Source organism: Mesorhizobium sp. B2-5-7, from assembly GCF_006440875.1.
GTDB lineage: Bacteria > Pseudomonadota > Alphaproteobacteria > Rhizobiales > Rhizobiaceae > Mesorhizobium > Mesorhizobium australicum.
This window is the reverse complement of record NZ_VFUO01000002.1, coordinates 1,064,680-1,085,734: the sequence shown is the minus strand read 5'-3', so window position 1 is coordinate 1,085,734 and position 21,055 is coordinate 1,064,680. Positions and strand designations below refer to the sequence as shown.

General features: G+C 63.6%; 19 protein-coding genes. 8 read left to right on the top strand and 11 right to left on the bottom strand.

The genetic code is table 11. From position 1 onward, the window contains the following. Positions 1-20: 20 nt before the first annotated feature. From FJ543_RS12750 to FJ543_RS12735, 4 genes are all read right to left on the bottom strand, one after another. On the bottom strand, positions 21-479 hold the full coding sequence (locus FJ543_RS12750) for a YbhB/YbcL family Raf kinase inhibitor-like protein (protein WP_015315976.1): 459 nt from the start codon (positions 477-479) through the stop codon (positions 21-23). 30 nt (positions 480-509) lie between these two features. Then, the gene (locus FJ543_RS12745; protein ID WP_041163678.1) at positions 510-1,100 is read right to left on the bottom strand and encodes an amino acid synthesis family protein; all 591 of its coding nucleotides are present in this window, start codon (positions 1,098-1,100) and stop codon (positions 510-512) included. 67 nt (positions 1,101-1,167) lie between these two features. Next, positions 1,168-2,307, bottom strand: coding sequence for an NAD(P)/FAD-dependent oxidoreductase (locus FJ543_RS12740; RefSeq protein WP_015315974.1), 1,140 nt, complete (start codon positions 2,305-2,307; stop codon positions 1,168-1,170). Between the two features lie 44 nt (positions 2,308-2,351). Continuing rightward, positions 2,352-3,188, bottom strand: a complete 837-nt coding sequence (locus tag FJ543_RS12735) for an alpha/beta hydrolase (protein WP_140823171.1) — start codon at positions 3,186-3,188, stop codon at positions 2,352-2,354. A gap of 169 nt (positions 3,189-3,357) precedes the next feature. Here FJ543_RS12735 and FJ543_RS12730 point away from each other — a divergent pair, with 169 nt between their 5' ends. The 3 genes from FJ543_RS12730 to FJ543_RS12720 all read left to right on the top strand — a co-directional run bounded on the left by FJ543_RS12730 (position 3,358) and on the right by FJ543_RS12720 (position 7,180). Then, on the top strand, positions 3,358-4,029 hold the full coding sequence (locus tag FJ543_RS12730; protein ID WP_140617621.1) for a GntR family transcriptional regulator: 672 nt from the start codon (positions 3,358-3,360) through the stop codon (positions 4,027-4,029). Between the two features lie 147 nt (positions 4,030-4,176). Then, positions 4,177-5,724 (top strand): GMC family oxidoreductase, encoded by a 1,548-nt coding sequence (locus tag FJ543_RS12725; protein WP_140875316.1) that lies wholly within the window; start codon positions 4,177-4,179, stop codon positions 5,722-5,724. 145 nt (positions 5,725-5,869) lie between these two features. Further along, positions 5,870-7,180 carry a divalent metal cation transporter gene (locus FJ543_RS12720; protein ID WP_140875314.1) on the top strand — a complete coding sequence of 437 codons (1,311 nt, stop codon included), beginning with the start codon at positions 5,870-5,872 and terminating at the stop codon, positions 7,178-7,180. Between the two features lie 94 nt (positions 7,181-7,274). Here FJ543_RS12720 and FJ543_RS12715 read toward each other — a convergent pair whose 3' ends face one another. The 7 genes from FJ543_RS12715 to FJ543_RS12680 form a co-directional block, all read right to left on the bottom strand. Beyond that, on the bottom strand, positions 7,275-7,820 hold the full coding sequence (locus tag FJ543_RS12715; protein WP_140713525.1) for an invasion associated locus B family protein: 546 nt from the start codon (positions 7,818-7,820) through the stop codon (positions 7,275-7,277). Between the two features lie 68 nt (positions 7,821-7,888). Then, positions 7,889-8,350, bottom strand: a complete 462-nt coding sequence (locus FJ543_RS12710) for a DUF4189 domain-containing protein (protein ID WP_015315968.1) — start codon at positions 8,348-8,350, stop codon at positions 7,889-7,891. A gap of 46 nt (positions 8,351-8,396) precedes the next feature. Further along, on the bottom strand, positions 8,397-9,086 hold the full coding sequence (locus tag FJ543_RS12705; protein ID WP_181172905.1) for a hypothetical protein: 690 nt from the start codon (positions 9,084-9,086) through the stop codon (positions 8,397-8,399). Positions 9,087-9,099: 13 nt separating this feature from the next. Next, positions 9,100-9,648, bottom strand: a complete 549-nt coding sequence (locus FJ543_RS12700) for an invasion associated locus B family protein (protein ID WP_140617616.1) — start codon at positions 9,646-9,648, stop codon at positions 9,100-9,102. Between the two features lie 92 nt (positions 9,649-9,740). Continuing rightward, positions 9,741-14,159 carry a YadA-like family protein gene (locus tag FJ543_RS12695; RefSeq protein WP_140875313.1) on the bottom strand — a complete coding sequence of 1,473 codons (4,419 nt, stop codon included), beginning with the start codon at positions 14,157-14,159 and terminating at the stop codon, positions 9,741-9,743. Positions 14,160-14,354: 195 nt separating this feature from the next. Beyond that, positions 14,355-14,774 carry an AraC family transcriptional regulator gene (locus FJ543_RS12690; protein ID WP_181173963.1) on the bottom strand — a complete coding sequence of 140 codons (420 nt, stop codon included), beginning with the start codon at positions 14,772-14,774 and terminating at the stop codon, positions 14,355-14,357. Positions 14,775-15,504: 730 nt separating this feature from the next. After that, the gene (locus tag FJ543_RS12680) at positions 15,505-15,690 is read right to left on the bottom strand and encodes a hypothetical protein (RefSeq protein WP_140875309.1); all 186 of its coding nucleotides are present in this window, start codon (positions 15,688-15,690) and stop codon (positions 15,505-15,507) included. A 460-nt stretch (positions 15,691-16,150) separates the two neighbouring features. Here FJ543_RS12680 and FJ543_RS12670 point away from each other — a divergent pair, with 460 nt between their 5' ends. The 5 genes from FJ543_RS12670 to FJ543_RS12650 all read left to right on the top strand — a co-directional run bounded on the left by FJ543_RS12670 (position 16,151) and on the right by FJ543_RS12650 (position 20,943). Further along, complete coding sequence (locus tag FJ543_RS12670; RefSeq protein WP_140875307.1) at positions 16,151-17,614, top strand: phosphatidylserine/phosphatidylglycerophosphate/cardiolipin synthase family protein; 1,464 nt, start codon at positions 16,151-16,153, stop codon at positions 17,612-17,614. Positions 17,615-17,751: 137 nt separating this feature from the next. Then, complete coding sequence (locus tag FJ543_RS12665) at positions 17,752-18,552, top strand: endonuclease/exonuclease/phosphatase family protein (RefSeq protein ID WP_140792819.1); 801 nt, start codon at positions 17,752-17,754, stop codon at positions 18,550-18,552. Between the two features lie 110 nt (positions 18,553-18,662). Beyond that, entirely contained in the window at positions 18,663-18,977 is a 315-nt protein-coding gene (locus FJ543_RS12660) for a hypothetical protein (RefSeq protein WP_140875305.1), read from the top strand. Between the two features lie 122 nt (positions 18,978-19,099). Next, positions 19,100-19,702 carry an ANTAR domain-containing response regulator gene (locus FJ543_RS12655; protein WP_140875303.1) on the top strand — a complete coding sequence of 201 codons (603 nt, stop codon included), beginning with the start codon at positions 19,100-19,102 and terminating at the stop codon, positions 19,700-19,702. A gap of 2 nt (positions 19,703-19,704) precedes the next feature. Beyond that, positions 19,705-20,943, top strand: coding sequence for a CmpA/NrtA family ABC transporter substrate-binding protein (locus FJ543_RS12650; protein ID WP_181173978.1), 1,239 nt, complete (start codon positions 19,705-19,707; stop codon positions 20,941-20,943). The last annotated feature ends 112 nt before the right edge of the window (positions 20,944-21,055 follow it).

Here is a 21,055-nt window from a genome sequence, read left to right as displayed (position 1 = left end):
GGTCGCCGGCGTCGCGGATTTCACTTGTTTTCGTAGAGGCCAACGATCCGGTTTTGCTCGATGATGTTCCCGGCATATTTCTGCAGGAACTCCTCCCTGGTAGGCGTCCCTTCGACCTTGGTGTCCAGGGCATAGACCCAGAAGTAATAGTGATGTTCTCCATGGCCTGCGGGCGGCTGGGGCCCGTAATACTGCTTGCCGCCGGCGCCGTTTGGCCCGACGCGAAACTTTTCCTGCGCGTCCGAAAGATCGGTGGTCGACGGATCGATGCCGTAGACGACCCAATGGGTGAAGCCGTTGGGCAAGGGCGCGTCGGGATCATGGCAGATGACCGCGAGTTCCTTCGTGCCCGCGGGGACGCCGCTGACCGTAAGCCTGGGCAACACATTGCCTTTGTCGCCGGCATGCTCGTCGCGCAACTTCCCGAGCGGCTTGAAATCCGCCGACGTAATCTTGAGGTCCTTGATGTTCAGGGGCATGGAATTCGTCCTTCGCCAATTTCGATCGAACTAGACACCGGCCTTGAGGTCGGCGACGGATTTGCCCCCGACGCGCTGATGAACGCGCGGACCCGATGCGACGGCCACGCAGATCAAAAGCTCATCGGGGCGCGGGCCATCCGGCACCGAAAATGTGACGGCATCATAGTGGGAACGGATGTAGAGCTCGTCCTTGTGGGCAAGCGGGATATCGATGGATGTGCCGGCTGCGGCGACCTTGCTGACCGACGAGATCCAGGCCTTGCCGCCGCCCACTTGCTGGCGCAGCGGATCTCCGAACACCGTGGTGATGCAGGCGACGACATGTTCCTGCTCGCCGGATGTGCCCGCGATACCGCCTTTGCCATAGCTTTCGACCGGCCTGTTGCCGAGCAGCGCCACCGCCCGCTCGCCGAGCGCATGACCGATGGCTGAACTGGGATTGGTCAGGTCGGACAGTTCGGCGACGAACTTTCCGGCGAACGGATTGCGGATGACCACGCCAGTCGCGACTTTGACGAGGGTCTCGCCAGGCTGGCCGCCATCATGCCGGCTTTCCTGGACCGAGGCGTACCACCCCCTGACATCGTAATCCCGTTCGACTTCACTGGAATAGTTCATCTTTATCTCCTGAAGGGAGCGCAGCTTGCGCGCGCGCCGATTAATGCGTTGAGCGGCTCGTCCGATGCTACTGCGGCCATGAGAAGACGCCGCGCAGCGGGTCGTAGCGGGCTGCTTCCAATGCCGCCGGCGTGAACATGTTTCCCTTCGAGAGCGAGCGGTTCGCCGCATAGTCGCCGGACAGCGCCTGGCAGCGATCGGTGATCGGGCGAATGCGCTTTTCCCACGCGACGAGCGCGTCCTCGACCGAAGAGCCAGTCTGCAAATCTTGCGACAGGCTGAAGGCATTGACCATCGCGCAACCGGCGCCCTGGGCAAGAGCCGGACACATCGCATGCGCGGCATCTCCCACCAGGGCGACCTTGCCTCTTGTCCAGCTGTCAAGCTTGGTCGTTTCGTACTTGTCGTACCTGGCCGTTTTCAGCTTCGCCGCCTCGATCAGGCACGGCTCCAGGAAAGGGAACATCTCGACCCAGACCTCGAGGTCGATCGGCACCTGCGACCCCCGCGGATCGGCGGCTGGAGCCATGAGGCCGAGGTAAAGCTCATTCTCGTTGCAGGGCGAATAGAGGATCCGCTGAACGCGCGGCCAGAAGTTCCACATGTCTATGGTGTTGTCCCACTCGCCGTGACCGAGTTCCTTCTTCTTGCGAGGCACGATCAGCCGGATGAGACCGTCCTTGGAGACCCATCGGTCCTGCTTGAAGCCAATGGAGTCCCTGACCTTGGAGCCAACGCCGTCGGCGCCGACGATCAGGTCGGCTTCGAGAACCTCTCCCGTCTGAAGCGTCAGGCGACCTTCCGGATCGGCGGCAACCGCTTCGGAGTTGACCGATACGTCGACACCCAGCGCGCGGGCGCGGTTGACCAGGGCGTCATGCAGGTGGCTCCGGGTCATGATGCGCCACGGGAGGCCGTTGAACGTCTCCTTGGAAACCGACTTGTTATGCATCCAGGTCTCGTAGGTCGGGGGCGTATGCGAACCTTGGAGAACATCATCCAGGGCGCCCAGTCCTTCGAGCACGCGAAGGCCATTGTGCCAGAGATAGATGCCCGCGCCGAATGCCCGCAGCTCCGAGCTCTTTTCGTGCAGCCTGACATCCCAACCGTTCTGCCTCAGAGCGATGGCGGCGGTCAGACCGGCAAAGCCGCCGCCAGCGACCTCGGCACGGCGCGCCTTACCTTGGGTTTTGTTTACATTGGCCATTTTCTATCCTGATGCTGCGTACAAGAAGACGGCGTGCTGGGCCGTCAGGCGTCGATGAAATTCGTGATCGCTTTCAGCGTGATCTCGGGAGATACCTCGTTGACGTAGTGGTCGGCGCCCGGAACGACGACCACGGGCAGATCGGGCCGCAGCCGGCTTGTTTTTGCCAGCGCCGCCGCCGAAACCAATTTGCTCGCCTCGCCCCGAACGATAAGGACGGGCTTCGCCACATCCCGATAGGCGGGCACCAGGTCCGATCGCAGGCCCTTGGCCGTCTGGGCCATGGCGGCGGGCGACGCCAATGGTCGCAGCCCGCCGTCGACCCGCTGATAGCCGCTCTCGGCCCGGATCCTGATGGCGTCGGCGGGAATGTTCGGATAGCGGCCAGCAAGATAGGCTTCGACGGCCTTGATATCCTCGAAAAGCTGGCTTCCCGCGTTCACCCGGGCTTCCAGCGCATCCAACGCTTCGGTCTCGATATAGGGCGTGAAGTCGATTGCGATGACCGACCGCACCAGATCTGGATGTCGCACGGCTGCCGTGACGGAGTTTCTCGCGCCAAGCGAATGTCCGACGAGGATGGCAGGACCCCGGTCGAGGGTACGGATCAAGCCGGCAATGTCGTCGGCGTAGTCATGCGCCTCGTAACCGCCTTCCGGCTTGTCGCTGTGGCCGTGCCCTCTCTGGTCGACGGCCACGGCGGTGAAGCGATCCGAGAGCCGAGCCATCAACGGCGTGAAGACCGCGGAATTGGAGGTAATGCCATGGAAAAACAGCATCAACGGGCCATTGCCCGCCTCGCGCGCATTCAAGGTGATGCGGCCGGTGTCGATGCGTCGCGAGCCAAATTGGTCGGAAGCTATCCCTGCCGCAATGTTCATGATCCTCACCGTCACTGCCCGTCTCGGTCAAAAGGATCATACAGCCAGAAGGACGTCAAGCAGATTGTCTGACATTCTTGCAATCTTCAGATTTGACAATCTGGCTATTTTCCACGGCGTGACGTATGCTGGTTAGGAGATTGCGACTCAAACCGATGAGACGTTAGAGATGCCTCCAGATTTGAATTTGCGAATTTCCCCACGAACAGTTCAACGCGAGACCGTCGACAAGTTACGGCTCGCCATCTTCTCCGGATTGTTCCAGCCGGGAAGCCGCCTCATCGAAAGTCAGCTGTGCACACAGCTTGGCATCAGCCGCCCTTCGCTAAGGGAGGCTTTGCGCAGTCTCGAGGCCGAGCGCCTGATCGAGATCGTCCCCAACCGCGGGCCGTCGATACCGTCGCTTACGTGGGAAGTGGCAACCGCCATCTACGAGGTTCGAGAGCTGCTTGAAGTCGAGGCCGCGGGACGCTGCGCGTCGAGAATTTCCCCGGAGCAGTTGCTTGAACTCGAGAAATCTCTTTCCGCGTTCGAAGCGGCGGCGTCCAGCAATGACAGCCTGGCACAGGTCATGACCGCCGCGGACTTCTATTCGATCATACTGGCCAATTGCGGCAACCCGATTCTTGAGGAGGTCCATCGTGGCCTTGTGGCCAGGATCAGCTTCTTTCGCGGACGATCGATGTCCTTGGATGGCAGGGCACAGAGCAGCCTGGCGGAGATGAAGGAGATATACGAATCCATCGCCGCCGGCGACGAGAAGGCCGCCCGCAAGGCCTCCAAAAATCACCTGTTGAAGGCCAAAGCGGCAGCGAAGATGTCCATGGACAGCGCGATTTGAGTTTTTCGAAAGACAGTTGCTCCGCCTGAAACCCGAAGCCTTTGAGGATGTCGCGGATCGACTGTCCGCGCACAGCTCGATGCGTAGGCCACCTCGTGCCGGCGCCAAACTTGCCGACCAAATACGCAAGCGTCAGATGGAGTGATGATGAGCTGGGCGAATTTTGAGCGCGAACGGGATGCCGATATCGTCATCGTCGGCGGCGGGTCGGCTGGCGCATTGCTTGCGGCGCGACTGAGTGAAAAGCCGGACAGCCGCGTTCTGCTGATCGAGGCAGGCGAAGAAGCGGTGGATCCCGACATCTGGAACCCCGCCGCATGGCCGGCACTTCAGGGCCGTGGCTACGATTGGGACTATCGCACGGAGCCGCAAGCCGGGACCGCTGGCCGGGTGCATCGCTGGGCGCGCGGGCGGGTGGTCGGCGGCTCGAGTTGCCTGCACGCGATGGGTTACATGCGTGGTCATCCCCGGGACTTCCAGGCATGGGTCGACGCGACCGGCGATAACAGATGGAGCTGGGATGAATTGCTGCCCGCGTTTCGGGCTATCGAGGATCACCCGCTCGGCGGCAACGGCCTTTACGGCAAGGGCGGGCCGATGCCCGTCCATTTGCCGGCCGACGAGGTCAGCCCGGTCGCGCGCGCGTTTATCGAAGCCGGCGCTTCGCTCGGCCTGCCGCGTCTTGAAGGGCACAACAGCGGGGAGATGATCGGCGTCACCCCGAACTCCTTGAACATTCGCGATGGGCGGCGGGTTACGGTGGCGGACGCCTGGCTCACGCCGGCTGTTCGAGGCCGCGAGAACCTGACCATCCTCACGGGATCGCGAGTGCGGCGGCTTAACCTGGCGAGCAATCGGGTCCGCGGCCTCGAAATCGCAGGGCGACAGGGTCCGGTCGAAATCCTCGCGGATCAAATTGTCCTTTGCGCCGGCGCGCTGGAAAGTCCGGCTTTGCTGATGCGCTCGGGCATCGGTCCGCACGACATGCTCGATACCGCCGGCGTTGGCTGCCTGATCGATATGCCGGAAGTCGGTCGAAACCTTCAGGATCACCTGCTTGGCGCCGGCAACCTTTATGCGGCTCGCAGGCCCGTTCCTCCATCGCGCCTCCAGCACTCGGAATCGATGGCCTATATGCGCGCCGACGGGTTCACCGGTACCGGTCAGCCCGAAATTGTCGTTGGTTGCGGCATCGCGCCCATCGTGTCCGAACGCTTTCAGGCGCCTTCCGCCGGCACCGCATATTCGCTGCTGTTCGGGATCACCCATCCGATGAGCCGCGGCAGCGTGCGCATAAGCGGGCCGGAGCTCGACGATCGGTTGATCATCGACCCCGCATATTTGCAAAGCGGCCGGGACCGTGCGCTGTTTCGCCAGGCGCTCGAGGCAGCCCGGACGATCGGACATCGGGATGAACTCGCCGGCTGGCGCGAGCGCGAACTCCTGCCAGGCAGCCTGAACAGCGCGGCTGACATGGACGACTTCATCGCGCAGTCGGTCATCACGCACCATCATCCCTGTGGCACTTGCAGGATGGGCAAGGACCCGGACGCCGTCGTCGATGCGGATCTGCGGCTGAAGGCGCTCGACAATCTTTTTGTCGTCGACGCGTCGATCATGCCCAGTCTCACCGCGGGACCTATACACGCCGCGGTTCTCGCGATCGCCGAGACCTTCGCTCGATCGCGGGCCTGAGAAATAGCATATCGCCGGCAAAGCAAGCACGACCTGGCGACACGGCACCAACGGCGTTTCAGCGATAGCTAACGGAACCGAATGGCGATCGCCGAATTTTGCTTCAGGTGGATTACGGAAGGGACCCCGTATTTGGAGCACCTGCATGAGCAACATAAGCGCCGAAGTCTCTGAGAAACAGAGCAATCTTCGGGCAAAAGGGCCATTCCAGCGGCTGCTGCGCACAATCGGACCTGGTTTCATCACAGGCGCTTCGGACGACGATCCTTCGGGCATCGGCACCTACAGCCAGGCGGGCGCCCAGTTGGGGTTCAATGTCGGCTGGACGATGGTCTTCACCTTTCCGCTCATGGTCGCGATCCAGGAGATAGCAGCGCGAATAGGCCGGACGACAGGTCGAGGTATTTCCGGCAACCTCGCACGGCACTACCCATCTCCGCTGATGTATTTTGTAGCCTTGCTTTTGTTCGCCGCCAACGTGATCAACATCGGGGCGGACCTGAGCGCGATGGCTGATGCATTGTGGTTGCTGGTGGGCGGCCCAAGCTCGCTTTACGTCGTTGCGTTCGGCGTGGCATGCGTTTTGGCGATCGTCTTCCTCGACTACAGCCGCTACGTCACGGTCCTGAAATGGACAACGCTGAGCCTCTTTGCCTACGTGGTGGCCGCGTTTCTGGCTGATATCCCATGGGGCGAGGCACTCAAGGGAATCGTCGTTCCGCATGTCGAATGGAGCCGGGCGTTCTTCACGACGCTTCTGGCCATACTCGGCACCACGATTTCTCCCTACCTGTTCTTCTGGCAAGCATCGCAAGAGGTCGAAGAGGAGAAGATCGACCCGAAGGCCAAGCCTTTGAAATGGGCACCCTGGCAGGCGCCGCGAGCGTTCCAGCGCATTCGCGCCGACACCCTTGTGGGTATGGCTTTTTCGAACCTGATCGCCATTGCAATCATCGTCACGACGGCCGCCACCCTGCACAAGGCCGGGGTGACCGACATCAATTCCTCCACCGACGCAGCCAAGGCCCTGGAGCCGGTCGCGGGCAAATTCGCCTTTGTGATTTTTGCGATGGGGATTATCGGCACTGGCCTTCTCGCGGTGCCGGTTCTCGCCGGCTCGGCCGCTTTCGCCGTGGGCGAGGCGCGCCGCTGGCCAGTGGGGCTGGAGCGCAAGCCGAAGCAAGCGTTGGCATTCTATGCGACCTTGGCCGCCGCCGTGGTGCTGGGAATGGGGATCATGCTGACGCCGATCGATCCCATCAAGGCGCTTTACTGGAGCGCCGTCATCAACGGCATATGCGCGGTCCCCGTAATGGTCGTCATGATGCTGATGACCGGGCGTTCCGAGATCATGGGCGAATTCCCCGTCGAGGGCTGGCTGCGCTTTCTCGGCTGGCTCGCGACGACTGCGATGGGATTGTCGGTTATCGGCCTCGCGCTGCAATGGGCCTTTTGAAATGACCCGACCGGGTCAGGCTCCGGTATGACGCTGAGCGCCCGCAGGGGACGAAGACCTCGGCATCCGCCGGCAGTCGCGTACGGCACCCTCGTCAACGTGCGCTCAGCGCGACCATGCGATCGAGGGCGGCGCCAAGGCCTTTCAGCGACACCGGAAAACTCAGCTTGGTGTCGGCCGCGGTGGTGACGTCGAGTTTCAGCTCGGTCCCCGCCTTGAGCTTCTGCATCAGCGCCCGGTCGATCGGAAACAGCGCCACGCAGCCGTTCGGCAGGCAGGTCCTGAACTTCAACGGCCCGACGGGCGGCTGGTCGTCGATCTGGGGCGTCACGCCGGGCTCGAACAGGATGCCGAAGGGCAGCAGCAAGGTTCCGATCAGCCCGCCCTTCTGCCCCACGCGCAGTTCCACGGCCAGAAGCCTCTGGCCGTTTTTCTGCGTCTGGTCCTGCGTGACCGTGCAGACCCGGGAATTGTCCTGCATGCCGCAGGCCAGCTGCCAGTCCTGATAGGTTTCCTGGAGCGACGATGCGCCATTGGGAAGCGAAGCCTGCTGCTGTTGCGCGAAAACGGCCGGCACCGAAGCGGCGAAGGCAGCCGCGCAGATGACGGCTGCCTTCGGGAAAAGCTGTCTACGAACCAATGAATGCTGCCTTCTCTTGGGTGCCGGGCAAATGCCCGAAGTAGCGGCTCGAGGACCCGTGTTTATCGTCACGTACAGACCCATTCACGGATCTTGCATTGGGTCCCCCCTGCCTCGCAGGCCTGCAGGGCGAGATCCTCCGCTTCCCGGCGGGTCTCGGCGGAGTTCACGCCCCACGGGGTGAACCGGTGCTCCACTTTGTCTGCCACGGCGAGCGCGCCGCAATGCTTGTAGGGAAATCCGGTCTTATCGTCGTCCGTCCAATGACGGTGATTGCGGAACACGGTAACGACGTTGCAGGCCTTTCCACCGGCATTCTCGCAATATTTCTGCGCTATGTCCTTCGCTTCCTGCCGCTTGTCGGCGCCCCAGAAGAAGCCGTATTTGGTATCGGTCTGGGAGTAGGCGATTGCCGCCCAGATGCCTTTCTCCTCCTGCGGTGGCTCGGACGGCTCCACCAGATCGGCCGAGACGACCTGCCCGCTCCACAGCAAGGCCATGCACAAGACTGTCAAACGTCGCGATTTCATGGTCCGCAATCCTTTCCAGGGCGCCTCGCCCATTCGCCTGACATTCTCACTTGGCCGCCGATGCGATGGAAATCACCACGCATGTGTTGCCCGTCGGCAGCAGAAGGGCTTCGCCCGTGTTGCCGCCAAGCTCGTACACTTCGACCTGTCCGAGATGATCCGTGATCTTGCTGCCTTGCGGAAGCGCGGACGTGACATCGGCGCAGGGGCTGGCGAACGGCGCCACCCGCACCATGGTGCCTTCGCAACCCGTGGCGGTGGGCGAAGCAAAAACGATGCCGGCGGCCGGCCCGCTGTAGTGCTCGGTCGCATAGTCCAGGCCGACAAGCGCCTGCACGGCGTGCTTGTCGGCGGCCTGGTCGCTCCACAGCGACTTGACGCTGTATTTCGAGCCGGTCGTCAAGAGCTGTCCGAGCACCGGATAGACGGTCGAGCAGGCCTGCACGCCGGATTGCTTGACGTGTTGGAGGAAGGGCGAGTCCGGCAGCGCGGGCGGCGCCGTGCCGGCCTGAGCGGCCGTCGGCGTGCCGACGAGACCGGCGATCGCGGCATAGTTCGCTGCGGCGAAGCCGATGCCCATCATGGCCAGCCCCAGCGCACACAAACCGATGACGCGCGGCCAACGCCGCGGCGGCTCGACGGTCCTCTTGCGGTCCGGCTCGACGGTCCTTTTGCGATCCGGCTCGACGGTCGGGTTGCTGCGCGTCGCGGAGATGAACGGGTCTTGGTGGCTCACGGTGCTGCCTCGGTTATTTGACTGGCGCAAGGGCCTCGGACAGCCCCTTGAGCGTTGCGGTGACGGTGACGGTCTGGCCATCGACGGTCGGGTAGGAAATCGCCGGCGTCGCCTTCTGCGCTATCTCCTGGCGCATCAGGGGTCCCACCGGCAGCATGCCGACACAGACCATTTCGTTGCAGCCGTTCAAATGCACGTCGATGGATTCGGCGCGCCCCTCGAACTTCAGCGATACCAGCCCATCGCTCCTGGCGTTCGGCGCGGTGCGCAGGATCATGTAGGGTTTGCCGTCCTGTGTGGCGGCGAGCGACCAGCTGAACGCCATCTTGCCCGCCCCGTCCTCGATCACCTGCGAGACGTTGCAGACCTTCTTGCGCGCCTTGAGGTTCTCGTCGCAGATCAGCGTCCAGTTCTCGAAGGGACGGATGGTGCGCTGGTATTGTCCGAGCTTCACGTCCGGCGGCACGACCACGTCGGACGGCTTGACCCTATAGGGCGAAGCCGTCTGCGCGGCAGCCGGCGCCAGCCCGCCTGCAAGCGCCAGGCAGGTCAGGAATGCCATGGCTAGTCCGGGAAAACCAAACGGTTTTCCCGGATTCGAGCCTGGCCTGACATGGCCGGTTCGCCTGTTCATTCCCGCCCCAGGTCCCCGCCTCAGTTCAAGGTGAAGCTCAGCCCGGCGCCGACACCGACATTTCCACCCGCCGCCGTGCCGGACACATTGCCACGGATGCGGCCGTCCTCGCTGGTGTAGCCCGCGCCGAAGGCAAGGGCGCTCGAGTCCCGCCAGAAGCCACCGCCCGCCGCCACGCTCAGCTTGCCGGGACGGTCGTCGTAGCGGAGCGAGGCTGCCGCCAGACCGATTGCCGCCGCCTGCCGTGCTTCGTCCCGGATGCCGCTGATGTCGGAATTGAGCTGGCTGAACTTCTGGTCGGTATAAGTGTTGGCTTGTTGCAACGTCGTGACAGCAACCTGGTCGGTATAGGTCTTGCTCTGAGCCAGGTTCAGGTTCAGCTGGTTGACGTTGACCACGTCGGTACCGGCAACGCCGGGGCCGACATTGGAGATGACGACAGGCGCATTCGGATCGCCGCCCTGCAGCGTGATCTTGTTGATTTTGGTCGTCGATCCGTCCGGATTGGTGACGGTGTCGTACTGCACGGTGTTTTGGACGGTGCCGCCGATGCCGCCGATCGTTTTGGTAAGGTCTTCGATCGCTGTGTTGGTGGCGTAGAGCTGCGAGCCGTTGATCGCATCGGTGCTGTCGGAAGAAACGCGTCCGGCGGCGACATTGGTGATCGTCCTCTCCGCGCCGGCATCGCCGACGCTGACGGTGCCGTCCGGGGTCGTGCCGGCAAAGGCGTAGGTCTTGCCGTTGATGACCGTGTTGGACGTGCCGACGGCGGTCTGCGACACCGAGCCGGAGCCGAGCGCCACATCGCTGGCATTGTTGGCCTGCGCGCCCTGGCCGAGCGCCACGGCGCCCTGCCCGGTGGCCGTCGAACCATGGCCCGCGGCCAGGCTGTCGGTGCCGCTCGCCACGCTCTCCGGCCCGATCGCCACCGCGTCGGTGCCGCCGGCAAGGCTGTCGGCCAGCGTCGAATTGGCATGGAAATATTTGATGCCGCCGCCATTATTGATGGTGGTGAGCGCATTGTTGACGGCGGTGAAGCCGTCATAGACCGTCGAGTAGTTGTTGCCCTGGATGTTGTAGGTCGGCCCGGTGATCGAGCCGTCGGGATTGACCGTGGTGCCGCCGCCGAACAGGTTGGAAACATTTTGTGAGACACCGCGCAACTGCGAGACGTTGACGCCGTCCGTATCAGCCGAACCCGCCGCGACATTGGTGAGCTTGCGCTCCGCCCCGGCGGCACCGAAGGACACTTCGCCGGCCGATGTCTGCGCGGCGCCGAGGGCAAAGGCTGTGTAGCCGGCCTGCGCGCCGACCGTGGTGATGGACGACGCGCCCAGCGCCACGCTGTTGGCGAAGGTGCTTTGGGCGCCGGCGCCCAGTGCGATGGATTGCACGCCGGCGGCGGTGGAGTCGGTGCCGAGCGCGATGCCGTCGGCCAGCATGACATGGGCGTTCTGCCCGATGGCGGTGCCGCCGGGTGCCGTCTGGTCGACGACGGCTCCATTGCCGATGCCGACGCCATTGTCGCCATTGACGACCGTGGTCGGGCCAACCGCGACCGATTCCGCTCCGACCGCCAGCGAGTCGCCGGCTGTCGAATTGGCATGGAAATATTTCGTCGAGGTGGCGGAGACCGCCGCGATCGCTCCCGCCAGCTGGCGCACAGTCACGGCGTCCTGGTCCTGCGTGCCGTCGGCCACGTTGGTGATCTGCCGGTAGGCCGTGGCGGTACCGACCGACACGGCGCCGAGCAGCGTCTTGTCGGTCGTGTTGTACTGGATGAAGTTCGACGGACCGGCCGCGATCTGCCCGGAAGCCGGAGCGATCGCGCGGTCAGAGACCGAACCTTGACCGAGCGCCACGCTGCCGTCGATGCTTGCCGCGCTGTCGCGGCCGAGCGCAAGCGCGCTGACGCCGGTCGCGGTCGCCTGGTAGCCGACTGCGGTGGAACCGACGCCTTGCGCGAAGGAATCGGTCTGCGCCAGGCCGGTCTCGTTGGTGCGGGCATAGCGGATGCCCTCGCCATTGGCGTTGGTGTAGATGGCCGAGGTGTCGCCGGCGATGTTGTTGATCGTGTTGCCGAGATTGGTGATGTTGCCGCCGATATTGGCGATGTCGGTCGTGTTCTGCGTCACCTGCTGGTTGGTGGCGAAGAGCTGCGAGCCGTTGACGGCATCGGTCGAACCGCCGTTCAACTGTCCGGCGGCGACGTTCTGGATCTGGCGCTCGGCGCCGGCCGAGCCGACCGAGAAGGCGCCCGCCGGCGTGCCGCCGGCGAAGGTGTAGTTGACGCCGCCGATCGTCGTGCCGCCGACATTGGTCGTGGCGCCCGACGTCGAATTCAGGCCGATCGCGACGTCGCCGGCATTGTTGGCCACCGCGTTCGGGCCGACAGCGACGGAATCGGCTCCCAGCGCCTGCGAATCCGCCAGCGTCGAGTTGGCGTGGAAATACTTGATGCCGCCGCCGACATTGATGTTGTTGACGACGGCGCCGATGGCGTCGACCGCCTGGTTGGTGGCGGCGAGCTGCGAGCCGTTGATCGCGTCAGTCGAGAGCGCGCTGATCCGCCCCGCAGCCAGGTTGGTGATGGTGCGTTCCGCGCCCGGCGCGCCGATGCTGACCGTCGAGGTCGGGTTGGTGCCCTGGAAGGCATAGGTCGTGCCGTTGACCACCCCACTGGCGGTGCCGACCGCCACGGCGGTCACCGAGCCCGAGCCCAGCGCCACGTCGCCCGAGCTTGCCGCCGCCGAGGCGCCGTTGCCCAGCGCGACATTGCCGACGAAACCGGCGGCGCCCGCGGTGGAGCCGTTACCCAGCGCGACGGAGCCTTGCCCGATCGCCTTGTTGTTGTTGCCGATGGCGACCGCGCCGGCGGCCTGGTTGGCGGCGGTGGCGGTTGCCGTGCCGTCGCTGTTGGCGATGTTGTTGGCGCCGCCGGTGAAGGCGCCGGTGCCGCTGGCGAAGCTCGGATCGCCGATGGCGACCGCGCCGTCACCATAGGCGGTGTTGTTCGCACCGATCGAGACGGCTTGGCCGCCGGTCGCCACGGCGTTGGTGCCCATGGCAACCGCGTTGGTGGAAGTGGCCGCGGCATTGTTGCCGATGGCGATGGCGCTCGTAGCCGACGCCGCGGCGCCGATGCCAAGTGCGGTGCTGGCAACCCCGCTGGCGTTGGAACTGACGCCGGCAGCGAGGGAATTGTCTCCCGTAGCCTTGGATCCTGTCCCGTACGAGGAGGCGTTTGTGCCACTCGCAACAGCCTGGCGTCCGGTGGCTGTGGAATTGTCGCCGCTGGCGTTGGTACCGGCGCCTACGGCAACCGATAAAATACCACCGGAATTTGCATTGTTGCCGAGCGCAAGGCCCGAGGTCGCGGTGCTGGCAACGATTGCGCCCGAGCCTATCGCAACAGCACCACCGGCTGCAAGCGCCTGCGCTTGGTTACCCATGGCGACCCCGAAGGCTCCCGATGCAACCGTGCTGGCGCCGACGGCGACCGAGTTAGTTGCCGATGCCGCGGCTGTGACGCCCATCGCTATGGCGGACGTGCCCGTTGCCTTGCTTTGACGCCCGATCGCAGTGGAATCAACCTGAGACGCCAGTACGTCCGTGCCAATGGCGATGGCGCTTTCCTGAAGGGCGCCCCCTCCCGCAACAGTTCGGTTGCCAAGATTGACGGCATTGATCGCGGTCGCGGTCGCCTGGAAGCCGATGGCGATGGCGTTCTGATTGCTTGCGACGGCGCTATTACCTTGGGCAAGCGAATCCAGCCCGGACGCTGTTGCCCCAAACCCGAGCGCGGTGGCGCGCAGCCCGGTCGCCCGGGTAACGTAGCCGATCGCCGTCGAGTTCAATCCGTCGGCACGCGCGTTCAGGCCAAAGGCGGCCGCGCCTGCGGCTGCAACCGAGTTGACGCCAATCGAGCTTGCTCCGTCCCCGTTGGCATGGGCGTTCCCGCCCAAAGCGAGGGCGTTGACGCCGGTCGCGCCCGCGAACACGCCTATGCCTATGGAATTGAGGCCATTGACACTCATCGCATAGCCGATGGCGATCGTAGCGTCGCCCGTTGCACTGTTTGAGGTGCCCAACGCCGTGCTGTTATTGCCATTCGCCGTGGCGCCGTTACCGATGGCGACGGCGTTGCCGCCTGTCGCGGACCCGCCGCCCGCCTGATATTGCGCCAGGGCCGGCGTTGCAGCCATGCCGATCGCGAAGGCGCCCAGCATCGCGGCCGGCGCCCCGCCGACGCCCAGCGTTCCCAGCCCCAGGCGCTTGCGCCCCATACCCAGCGCGCGATGAGCCATGCGCAAGACCGCCATCAAACGACGGCGAACCGAGCGAGAGCGAGGATCGGCATTCGCGATCCAGTTGCCGGCGAGATGCGCCGCGCGGCGCTGCACAACAGGCGAGCCGCTCGAAATCTGATTGTCGGTCATGGTGCCCTCCGCTGGCCGGCATGGAATCGTCTGACAATTCCAGTCCACGGCAGGAAGACATGATTCCTGCTTGCCGTATTTCACGAAATTGCTGTCTTGTGAGAAAAGACCCGAGCATATAGGCGGAGGTTAACAGCTCGTTACCTTAGCAACTGCTTTAAAACCAAGTAATCAAGCAACGGTGCGGGCAACGCATCATCTAATCTTGGCGTTAAGCTTCCGTACCCGCGCCTGCAATGGGGTCACCTGCCGGTATTTCTTCATCACGGTGGTAAAATGGCTCTGGCTTGAAAATCCACTGGAATGAGCGATGTCGGCGATCGTCATGCGGCTGTCGGCAAGCAGCCTTTCGGCGAGGTCCAGCCGCAGGTCGAGAACATATTGATGCGGCGGCACGCCGAACGTCCTGGCAAACGCCCGCACGAAATGAGAAGGCGACAACCCGCACACCGCGGCCATCTCGGCAAGCGCCAGCTTGCGGGTGAAGTTCTCGTGCAGGAAGTCTTGCACCTTGCGTGCGGCGCGGGGAGAAAGCCCGCCTTTTGCAGTGAGCGCCGGCTGCCGCGCCGAATTGATTCGAGAAACTGACCCGGGGAAACCATCATCGCCCGGCATTCTTCGGCCTCCTGATAAGTTCCAGATAAAGTTCAACCCGAGGCCTCCCTGGCCGTTCCCGCGAAAAACAATTCGTGATTGCTCGACGCGGGCCGGCGTCGTCGTCAGGCCCGTTCATGTGAGCGATCCGTCCGGACGGCGAACGATGCGCAGGCTGCATGGGCGCAAGCACGATCCCTGCGGAGTACTCCTTGGCCAGGAATGTCTGCGAGCCGGGCCCGCAAACGGAATAAATCACGCTTCCTTGCGCTGTGGCCCTGCGCGGACCTGCACTTTCAGGAATGATGTCCAGGACGTATCGAGCTGCTCGCTTCCGATCGATGCCTCGGGAAATGCCGCTTTCCCGTGCCTCGTCCGCATTTTTCATTCGCACTGCCTCAGCCGTCCGACGACGCCTCACATCCCCTTCCCGGCCCCGAAGACAGCGTAACGCAGCCATCTTCGCTTGGGAAGAACTCCCACGTGCAAAGAAAAATCTTTATTCGAGAAAAGAAACAAAGAATGGCGGCGAATGGGAGTTGCCGAGCGTTTCATTTTCGCTCGGCGCGAGGTCTTCGCCATCCAGGAGTTCGCCAATCGGTGCTGACACGCCCGGTCGCGCGATTCTGTGTTCTCGTCAACCGCTGATTGCAGGTGCCTGGCGCCGCCTGCGCTGATTGATGGCTTGCCCGCGAGGTCGAGCATGGAAGCCGACGGTCGGAGCCGGTGATTGGCAGTCCGCTGCTACAGATCACCCCTGGTTCTCGTACAGATCCCAGGCGAGTTCCACGAAAGCCAGAAGAACATCGTCCCGCTTCCAGCCGGCCGCCACCGCAGCCTGGACGATCTCATCGACGAGAGGCAGCAACTGGTCCTGGCAATCGGCCGGCGCATCGCCGTCGCCCACTGGTGGACCCTCGAAGTTGAACGTCATCATTCGGCGCCCCCATCGCCATCAACCGAAGTGTTACATCGCTAATTTCATTCCCTCTGATATACAATGGATGCGGTACCAAAGTACAGGAAGCCTCGATGACCAAAGCAGCGCGGGACGGCGCCGGATCGCACCGGCTCTATGCTTTCCCACGCGGTGAGGCTGGGCTCTCTCGGGTGGAATTTATCGCAGGTTGATCGAGCCAACTGCTCAATCCTCAAACGAACGTTCCCACCAGCTGGAGAGCCACGCTTGGCGGCCGAGGCTCTCGCGACCAGCGGCGGCCTGCCGTGCTCGCGACGGCGAGGCCGTCAAGGCTGCGGTCCGCGCCGATATCGACGCCGCTTTCAGCGTCCTGGTTGGCCTGCTCAAATAACCGTGCGCCGCCGTTCTCGCACATGCAGAGACGTGGATACGGCCGGCTGCATTGCCTTATGCGGGCGCTCGCTGGATAGTCCCGGCAATGTTCGAGACCCTGGCGATTCACTGGCCCCAAATACTGGCGATCATCTCGGTGGTGATGGCGACCATCGGCATTGCCCATGCTGTCATGACCAAGGAGGACGTCCGCGCCGCCACCGGCTGGGTCGGCATCATGGTGCTGTCGCCGATCCTCGGCGTGCTGATCTATGCCGTGGCCGGCATCAATCGCATCCGCCGCGCCACGATCAGCGCCCAGCGCCCGCTCGCCGATGGCCTGGTGTCGGCCAAGCATGAACGCGACGTCGCCCTCGAAGAGGCGTTGATCATCGAGCGCTATGGACAGCGGTTCACTGGCCTCAGGACGCTGGGCGACAGGGTGGCGCGGCGAACGCTCAACCCGGGAAATGCAATCGAGGTGCTGGAAAGCGGCGACGAGGCCTACCCGGCCATGTGCGCGGCGATCGACGGGGCCGAGCGCAGCGTCCTGCTCGAGACCTATATTTTCGACAACGACGCCGTCGGCCTGCTTTTCGTCGAAGCGCTGGCCGGCGCCGTCCAGCGCGGCGTCACCGTCCGTGTGCTGATCGATGCCGTCGGCGCTCGCTACTCCGTGCCCAGCATCCTGGGGCATCTGCGCCGCGCCAACATCACGGCGGATGTCTTCAACGGCAACATCGTCATGGGCCTGCGCCTGCCCTATGCCAACCTGCGGACCCACCGCAAGATCCTGGTGGTCGACGGCACGGTTGCCTTTACCGGCGGCATGAACATCCGCAAGGGTTTTTCGGCGGAGTTCGCCGGGTCGAAAAGCGCCAGGGATACGCATTTCCAGGTCACCGGCCCCGTTGTCGCCGATCTCTTCTCCGTCGCCGCCGAGGACTGGCGCTTTGCCACCAAGGAGGCGCTGAAGGGCGATGCTTGGCGGATCACACCGGTTTCGCCATCCGCCGGCCAACCGATGCTGGTGCGTGCGGTCGCATCCGGACCGGATGCAAGCAACGAAACCAACCACAAACTGCTGATCGGCGCCTTCTCGGTCGCGCGCAAGTCGATACGGCTGATGTCGCCCTATTTCCTGCCGGACCGGGAATTGATCAGTGCCTTGATCACCGCGGCCAGGCGCGGCGTCGAGATTGATGTCGTGGTGCCGGCGGTGAACAACCTCTTCCTTGTCGATCGCGCCATGACCGCGCAATTCGACCAGATCCTGAAGAATTATTGCCGCATATGGCGCACGGAAGGGCCCTTCGACCATTCCAAGCTGCTTTCGATCGACGGCGCGTGGGCCTATGTCGGGTCCTCCAACCTCGATGCCCGCTCGCTGCGGCTCAACTTCGAGATCGACCTTGAGGTCCTCGATGCGGCTTTTGCCACCGAGATCGAGACCCGGATCGGATCGGCGATCGAAACGGCCGTCCCAGTCACGCTGGCCTCCTTGCGGGCGCGTCCGTTCATCATCCGGCTGTTCGATCGCATGCTCTGGCTGGGATCTCCCTATCTCTAGAAAACTATCTCTGGGAAAAAACCTGTCTTTAAGAAAACGACGTGTTTACCGGATAGGGTGTCGCCAACCATGGAACATCGGCTGAAAGACTCTATTTCTAGGTGCATGGTGAGAACAGCAAGGACGATCGGCGCGCGATGCGAATGAACGGGCGCAGCCTGCCGGCCAATATGCTCCTGTCCATTCGCGACCGGCGGATGCGCAAGGCCAACGCCTTCTCGGCGAAGAGGGACGGCGTCACCGGGACGCTGGTCGCTTCCTACAACGTCCACAAATGCATCGGCGTCGACCGCAAGTTCGATCCCGACCGCACCAGCCGCGTCATCCGGGAGATCGCCCCCGACGTGATCGCCCTGCAGGAGGCCGACAATCGTTTCGGCGACCGTGACGGGCTTCTCGACCTGCACCGTCTAGAACTCGAAACCGGCCTCGTGCCGGTGCCCATTTCAGCAACGGGCAAAGGCCATGGCTGGCACGGCAATGTCCTGCTGTTCAAAAGGGGCGTCGTTCGCGACGTGCATCAGATCAGGCTCCCGGGTCTCGAACCGCGCGGCGCGGTGGTCGCGGAAATCGATCTCGACGGAAATCAGTCCTTGCGCATCATCGCGGCCCATCTGGGCCTGCTGCGCCGCTCCCGCTCGCAGCAGGCCCAGGTCGTGCTGGATATCATGAACAGTCCCGACGAGAAGCCGACGCTCCTGCTCGGCGACCTGAACGAATGGCGGCTCGGAAACCGCTCCGCGCTGAACACGCTGCACGCGAGCTTCGGCCCGCAGCCCCCTGCCGTCCCCACCTTCCCGTCCAATCTGCCGCTGCTGGCGCTCGACCGGATCATGGCCAACCGGCACGGCATGATCGGGACCATCGAAGCGCATGACACACCATTGTCGCGCGTGGCCTCCGACCATCTGCCGCTGACCGCCTTCGTCCACTTGTAATATGCGGCCGATAACGGCTTGATATCGCCAGACTCGCAAAGCGTGTGGATTTGAGCGGAACACCCGGTTGTTCCGCGAGTTTATGTGTGTTGAACATGCAGGAGGACGGAATGAAAAAGTTGATTTTGGCTTCGGTGCTGGCGTTTGCCGCGACAGCTGCGGCGATTGCGCCCACGCAGGCTGCCAGCGTGACTATCCAGTCCGACGACGGCAACCAGTATTCCTCGGACGAAGATTCCGGAATTGTCGTGCGCCGTCATCATGAGCGCCGCTACGACAACGAGTATGATGGCGACCAGAGCGTTCAGTATGACAATGGCGGCTACCGCTGGCGTCACCACCGCCATCACCGCTGCCACATCGAGACGGTCGTGCATTGGCGCCACCACCACAGGGTGGTCGAAGACGTTCGCGTCTGCGGCTGATCAACGTCTCCTGCCAAGCAGAGACTTTTCGCCACCAGGCATTCCGGGCATAGCCGCCGACCTCCCAAGGTCGGCGGCTATGCTGCATTGCACAAATTTGCGGCCTTGCTCATAATGCGGGCATGGTCCGAACTTCCCTCGCCGTCCTGGTGATCGACGAAAACCGCATCCGCGCTTCGATAATCGAAGCCGGATTGCGCGAGGCGGGTCATCAGCAGGTCACCGTCATCCATGACGTCTCGGGCATTACGCGCCGCATTGCCGAGATCGAACCCGACGTCATCGTCATCGACCTTGGAAATCCCAACCGCGACATGCTGGAAAACATGTTCCAGCTGTCGCGGGCCGTAAAGCGCCCGATCGCCATGTTCGTCGACCGCTCGGATCAGGCCTCGATCGAGGCCGCGGTCGATGCCGGCGTTTCGGCCTATGTCGTCGACGGGTTGAGGCAGGAGCGCGTCAAGCCGATCCTCGACATGGCGGTGAGCCGCTTCAACGCTTTCTCGCGCATGGCACGTGAACTGGAAGAGGCGCGCAGCGAGCTCGAGAGCCGCAAGGTGATCGACCGCGCCAAGGGCATCTTGATGAAGTCGCGCGGCCTGACCGAAGAGGCCGCCTACACGCTGCTGCGCAAGACCGCGATGAACCAGAACCGCAAGATCGGCGACATCGCCCAAAGCCTGGTGACTGCCGCCGGGCTTCTCGGACCGGCGGAGGACGAATGAGCATGGGCGCCGAGCACCAGATCACCGCCGGCTTCATGCCGCTTTTCGATAGCGCCGTGCTGGTCGCGGCCGGCGAACTGGGCTTTGCCGCGCGCGAAGGCATCGATCTCACCCTGCACCGCGAGACCTCCTGGGCCAACATCCGCGACCGCATCGCCATCGGCCATTTCGACCTCGCGCACATGCTCGGACCGATGCCGCTCGCCTGCAATCTGGGCCTCACTCCGCTCGCCTCCGAGACCATCGTGCCCTTTTCGCTGGGGCTCGGCGGCAACTGCGTCACCATCTCCAACGCCGTCTGGGCCGGCATGGCGGCGCACGGTGCCGTACCCGATCTCGATCCGGCCCGTGCCGGCGCGGCACTTGGCGCCTTCATCCGCGAGCGGGCCGACGCCGGCCGCGACCCACTGCGTTTCGCCGTCGTGCATCCGCATTCCGGGCACAATTATGAACTGCGCTACTGGCTTGCCGCCTGCGGCGTCGATCCATCGCGCGAGATCGAGATCGTCATCGTGCCGCCGCCCTTCATGGCCGACGCGCTGGCCGCCGGCCGCATCGACGGCTATTGCGTCGGCGAGCCCTGGAACAGCGCCGCGGTGGCGGCCGGCACCGGCCATATCGTCACCGTCAAGGCACGGATATGGCGCAACAGCCCGGAGAAGGTGATTGGCGTGCGCAAGGCCTGGGCCGAACAGGTCCCAGAGGCGCTGGCGGCCCTCTTGCGCGCATTGCATCACTCGGCGCGCTGGTGCCAGGATCCGGCGAACCGTGACGAATTGGCCGCGGTGATGGCGCAACGTGGCTTCCTTGGCCTGCCGCCGGCGGTCCAGATGCCGATCCTGACCGGCCATCTCCGGCTGGGCGGCGGGGCCGAGCTGGACATCGACGACTTCTTCGTGCCGTTCAACAAGGCCGCCAACTTTCCCTGGAAAAGCCATTCGCTGTGGTTCTACACGCAGATGGTCCGCTGGGGCCACGTCGCGCACACGCCCGACAATCTCGCCATCGCCCGCGACTGCTACCGCCCAGATCTCTACCGCTCGGCACTGAAGCCACTCGGGGTGGCGCTGCCCGGCGCCAATGCCAAGGTCGAAGGCGCACTCAAGGCCGCGACCGCGGTAGGCGCGACGGGAGCCGGCCTCATGCTCGGACCGGACGGTTTCTTCGATGGCCAGATCTTCGATCCAGACGAGATCGACGCCTATATCGAGAGGCAAAAATCAGCCATCGGGGAAGCCTGATCATTTTAGCGCCATGCTTGTGCATTGCACAAAAATTATGCGCTCGAAAGGTGAGCTGACCAATGTTTGACCTCAGTCGCGACGGATCGGGTCCCCGCATAATGCTCCCATC

What these genes read in the sequence shown, in the direction of transcription:
- FJ543_RS12750 (WP_015315976.1), bottom strand. Translation starts at nt 479, where the DNA reads ATGCCCCTGAACATCAAGGACCTCAAGATTACGTCGGCGGATTTCAAG.
- FJ543_RS12745 (WP_041163678.1), bottom strand. Translation starts at nt 1,100, where the DNA reads ATGAACTATTCCAGTGAAGTCGAACGGGATTACGATGTCAGGGGGTGG.
- FJ543_RS12740 (WP_015315974.1), bottom strand. Translation starts at nt 2,307, where the DNA reads ATGGCCAATGTAAACAAAACCCAAGGTAAGGCGCGCCGTGCCGAGGTC.
- FJ543_RS12735 (WP_140823171.1), bottom strand. Translation starts at nt 3,188, where the DNA reads ATGAACATTGCGGCAGGGATAGCTTCCGACCAATTTGGCTCGCGACGC.
- FJ543_RS12730 (WP_140617621.1), top strand. Translation starts at nt 3,358, where the DNA reads ATGCCTCCAGATTTGAATTTGCGAATTTCCCCACGAACAGTTCAACGC.
- FJ543_RS12725 (WP_140875316.1), top strand. Translation starts at nt 4,177, where the DNA reads ATGAGCTGGGCGAATTTTGAGCGCGAACGGGATGCCGATATCGTCATC.
- FJ543_RS12720 (WP_140875314.1), top strand. Translation starts at nt 5,870, where the DNA reads ATGAGCAACATAAGCGCCGAAGTCTCTGAGAAACAGAGCAATCTTCGG.
- FJ543_RS12710 (WP_015315968.1), bottom strand. Translation starts at nt 8,350, where the DNA reads ATGAAATCGCGACGTTTGACAGTCTTGTGCATGGCCTTGCTGTGGAGC.
- FJ543_RS12700 (WP_140617616.1), bottom strand. Translation starts at nt 9,648, where the DNA reads ATGGCATTCCTGACCTGCCTGGCGCTTGCAGGCGGGCTGGCGCCGGCT.
- FJ543_RS12695 (WP_140875313.1), bottom strand. Translation starts at nt 14,159, where the DNA reads ATGACCGACAATCAGATTTCGAGCGGCTCGCCTGTTGTGCAGCGCCGC.
- FJ543_RS12690 (WP_181173963.1), bottom strand. Translation starts at nt 14,774, where the DNA reads ATGCCGGGCGATGATGGTTTCCCCGGGTCAGTTTCTCGAATCAATTCG.
- FJ543_RS12680 (WP_140875309.1), bottom strand. Translation starts at nt 15,690, where the DNA reads ATGATGACGTTCAACTTCGAGGGTCCACCAGTGGGCGACGGCGATGCG.
- FJ543_RS12670 (WP_140875307.1), top strand. Translation starts at nt 16,151, where the DNA reads ATGTTCGAGACCCTGGCGATTCACTGGCCCCAAATACTGGCGATCATC.
- FJ543_RS12665 (WP_140792819.1), top strand. Translation starts at nt 17,752, where the DNA reads ATGCGAATGAACGGGCGCAGCCTGCCGGCCAATATGCTCCTGTCCATT.
- FJ543_RS12660 (WP_140875305.1), top strand. Translation starts at nt 18,663, where the DNA reads ATGAAAAAGTTGATTTTGGCTTCGGTGCTGGCGTTTGCCGCGACAGCT.
- FJ543_RS12655 (WP_140875303.1), top strand. Translation starts at nt 19,100, where the DNA reads ATGGTCCGAACTTCCCTCGCCGTCCTGGTGATCGACGAAAACCGCATC.
- FJ543_RS12650 (WP_181173978.1), top strand. Translation starts at nt 19,705, where the DNA reads ATGGGCGCCGAGCACCAGATCACCGCCGGCTTCATGCCGCTTTTCGAT.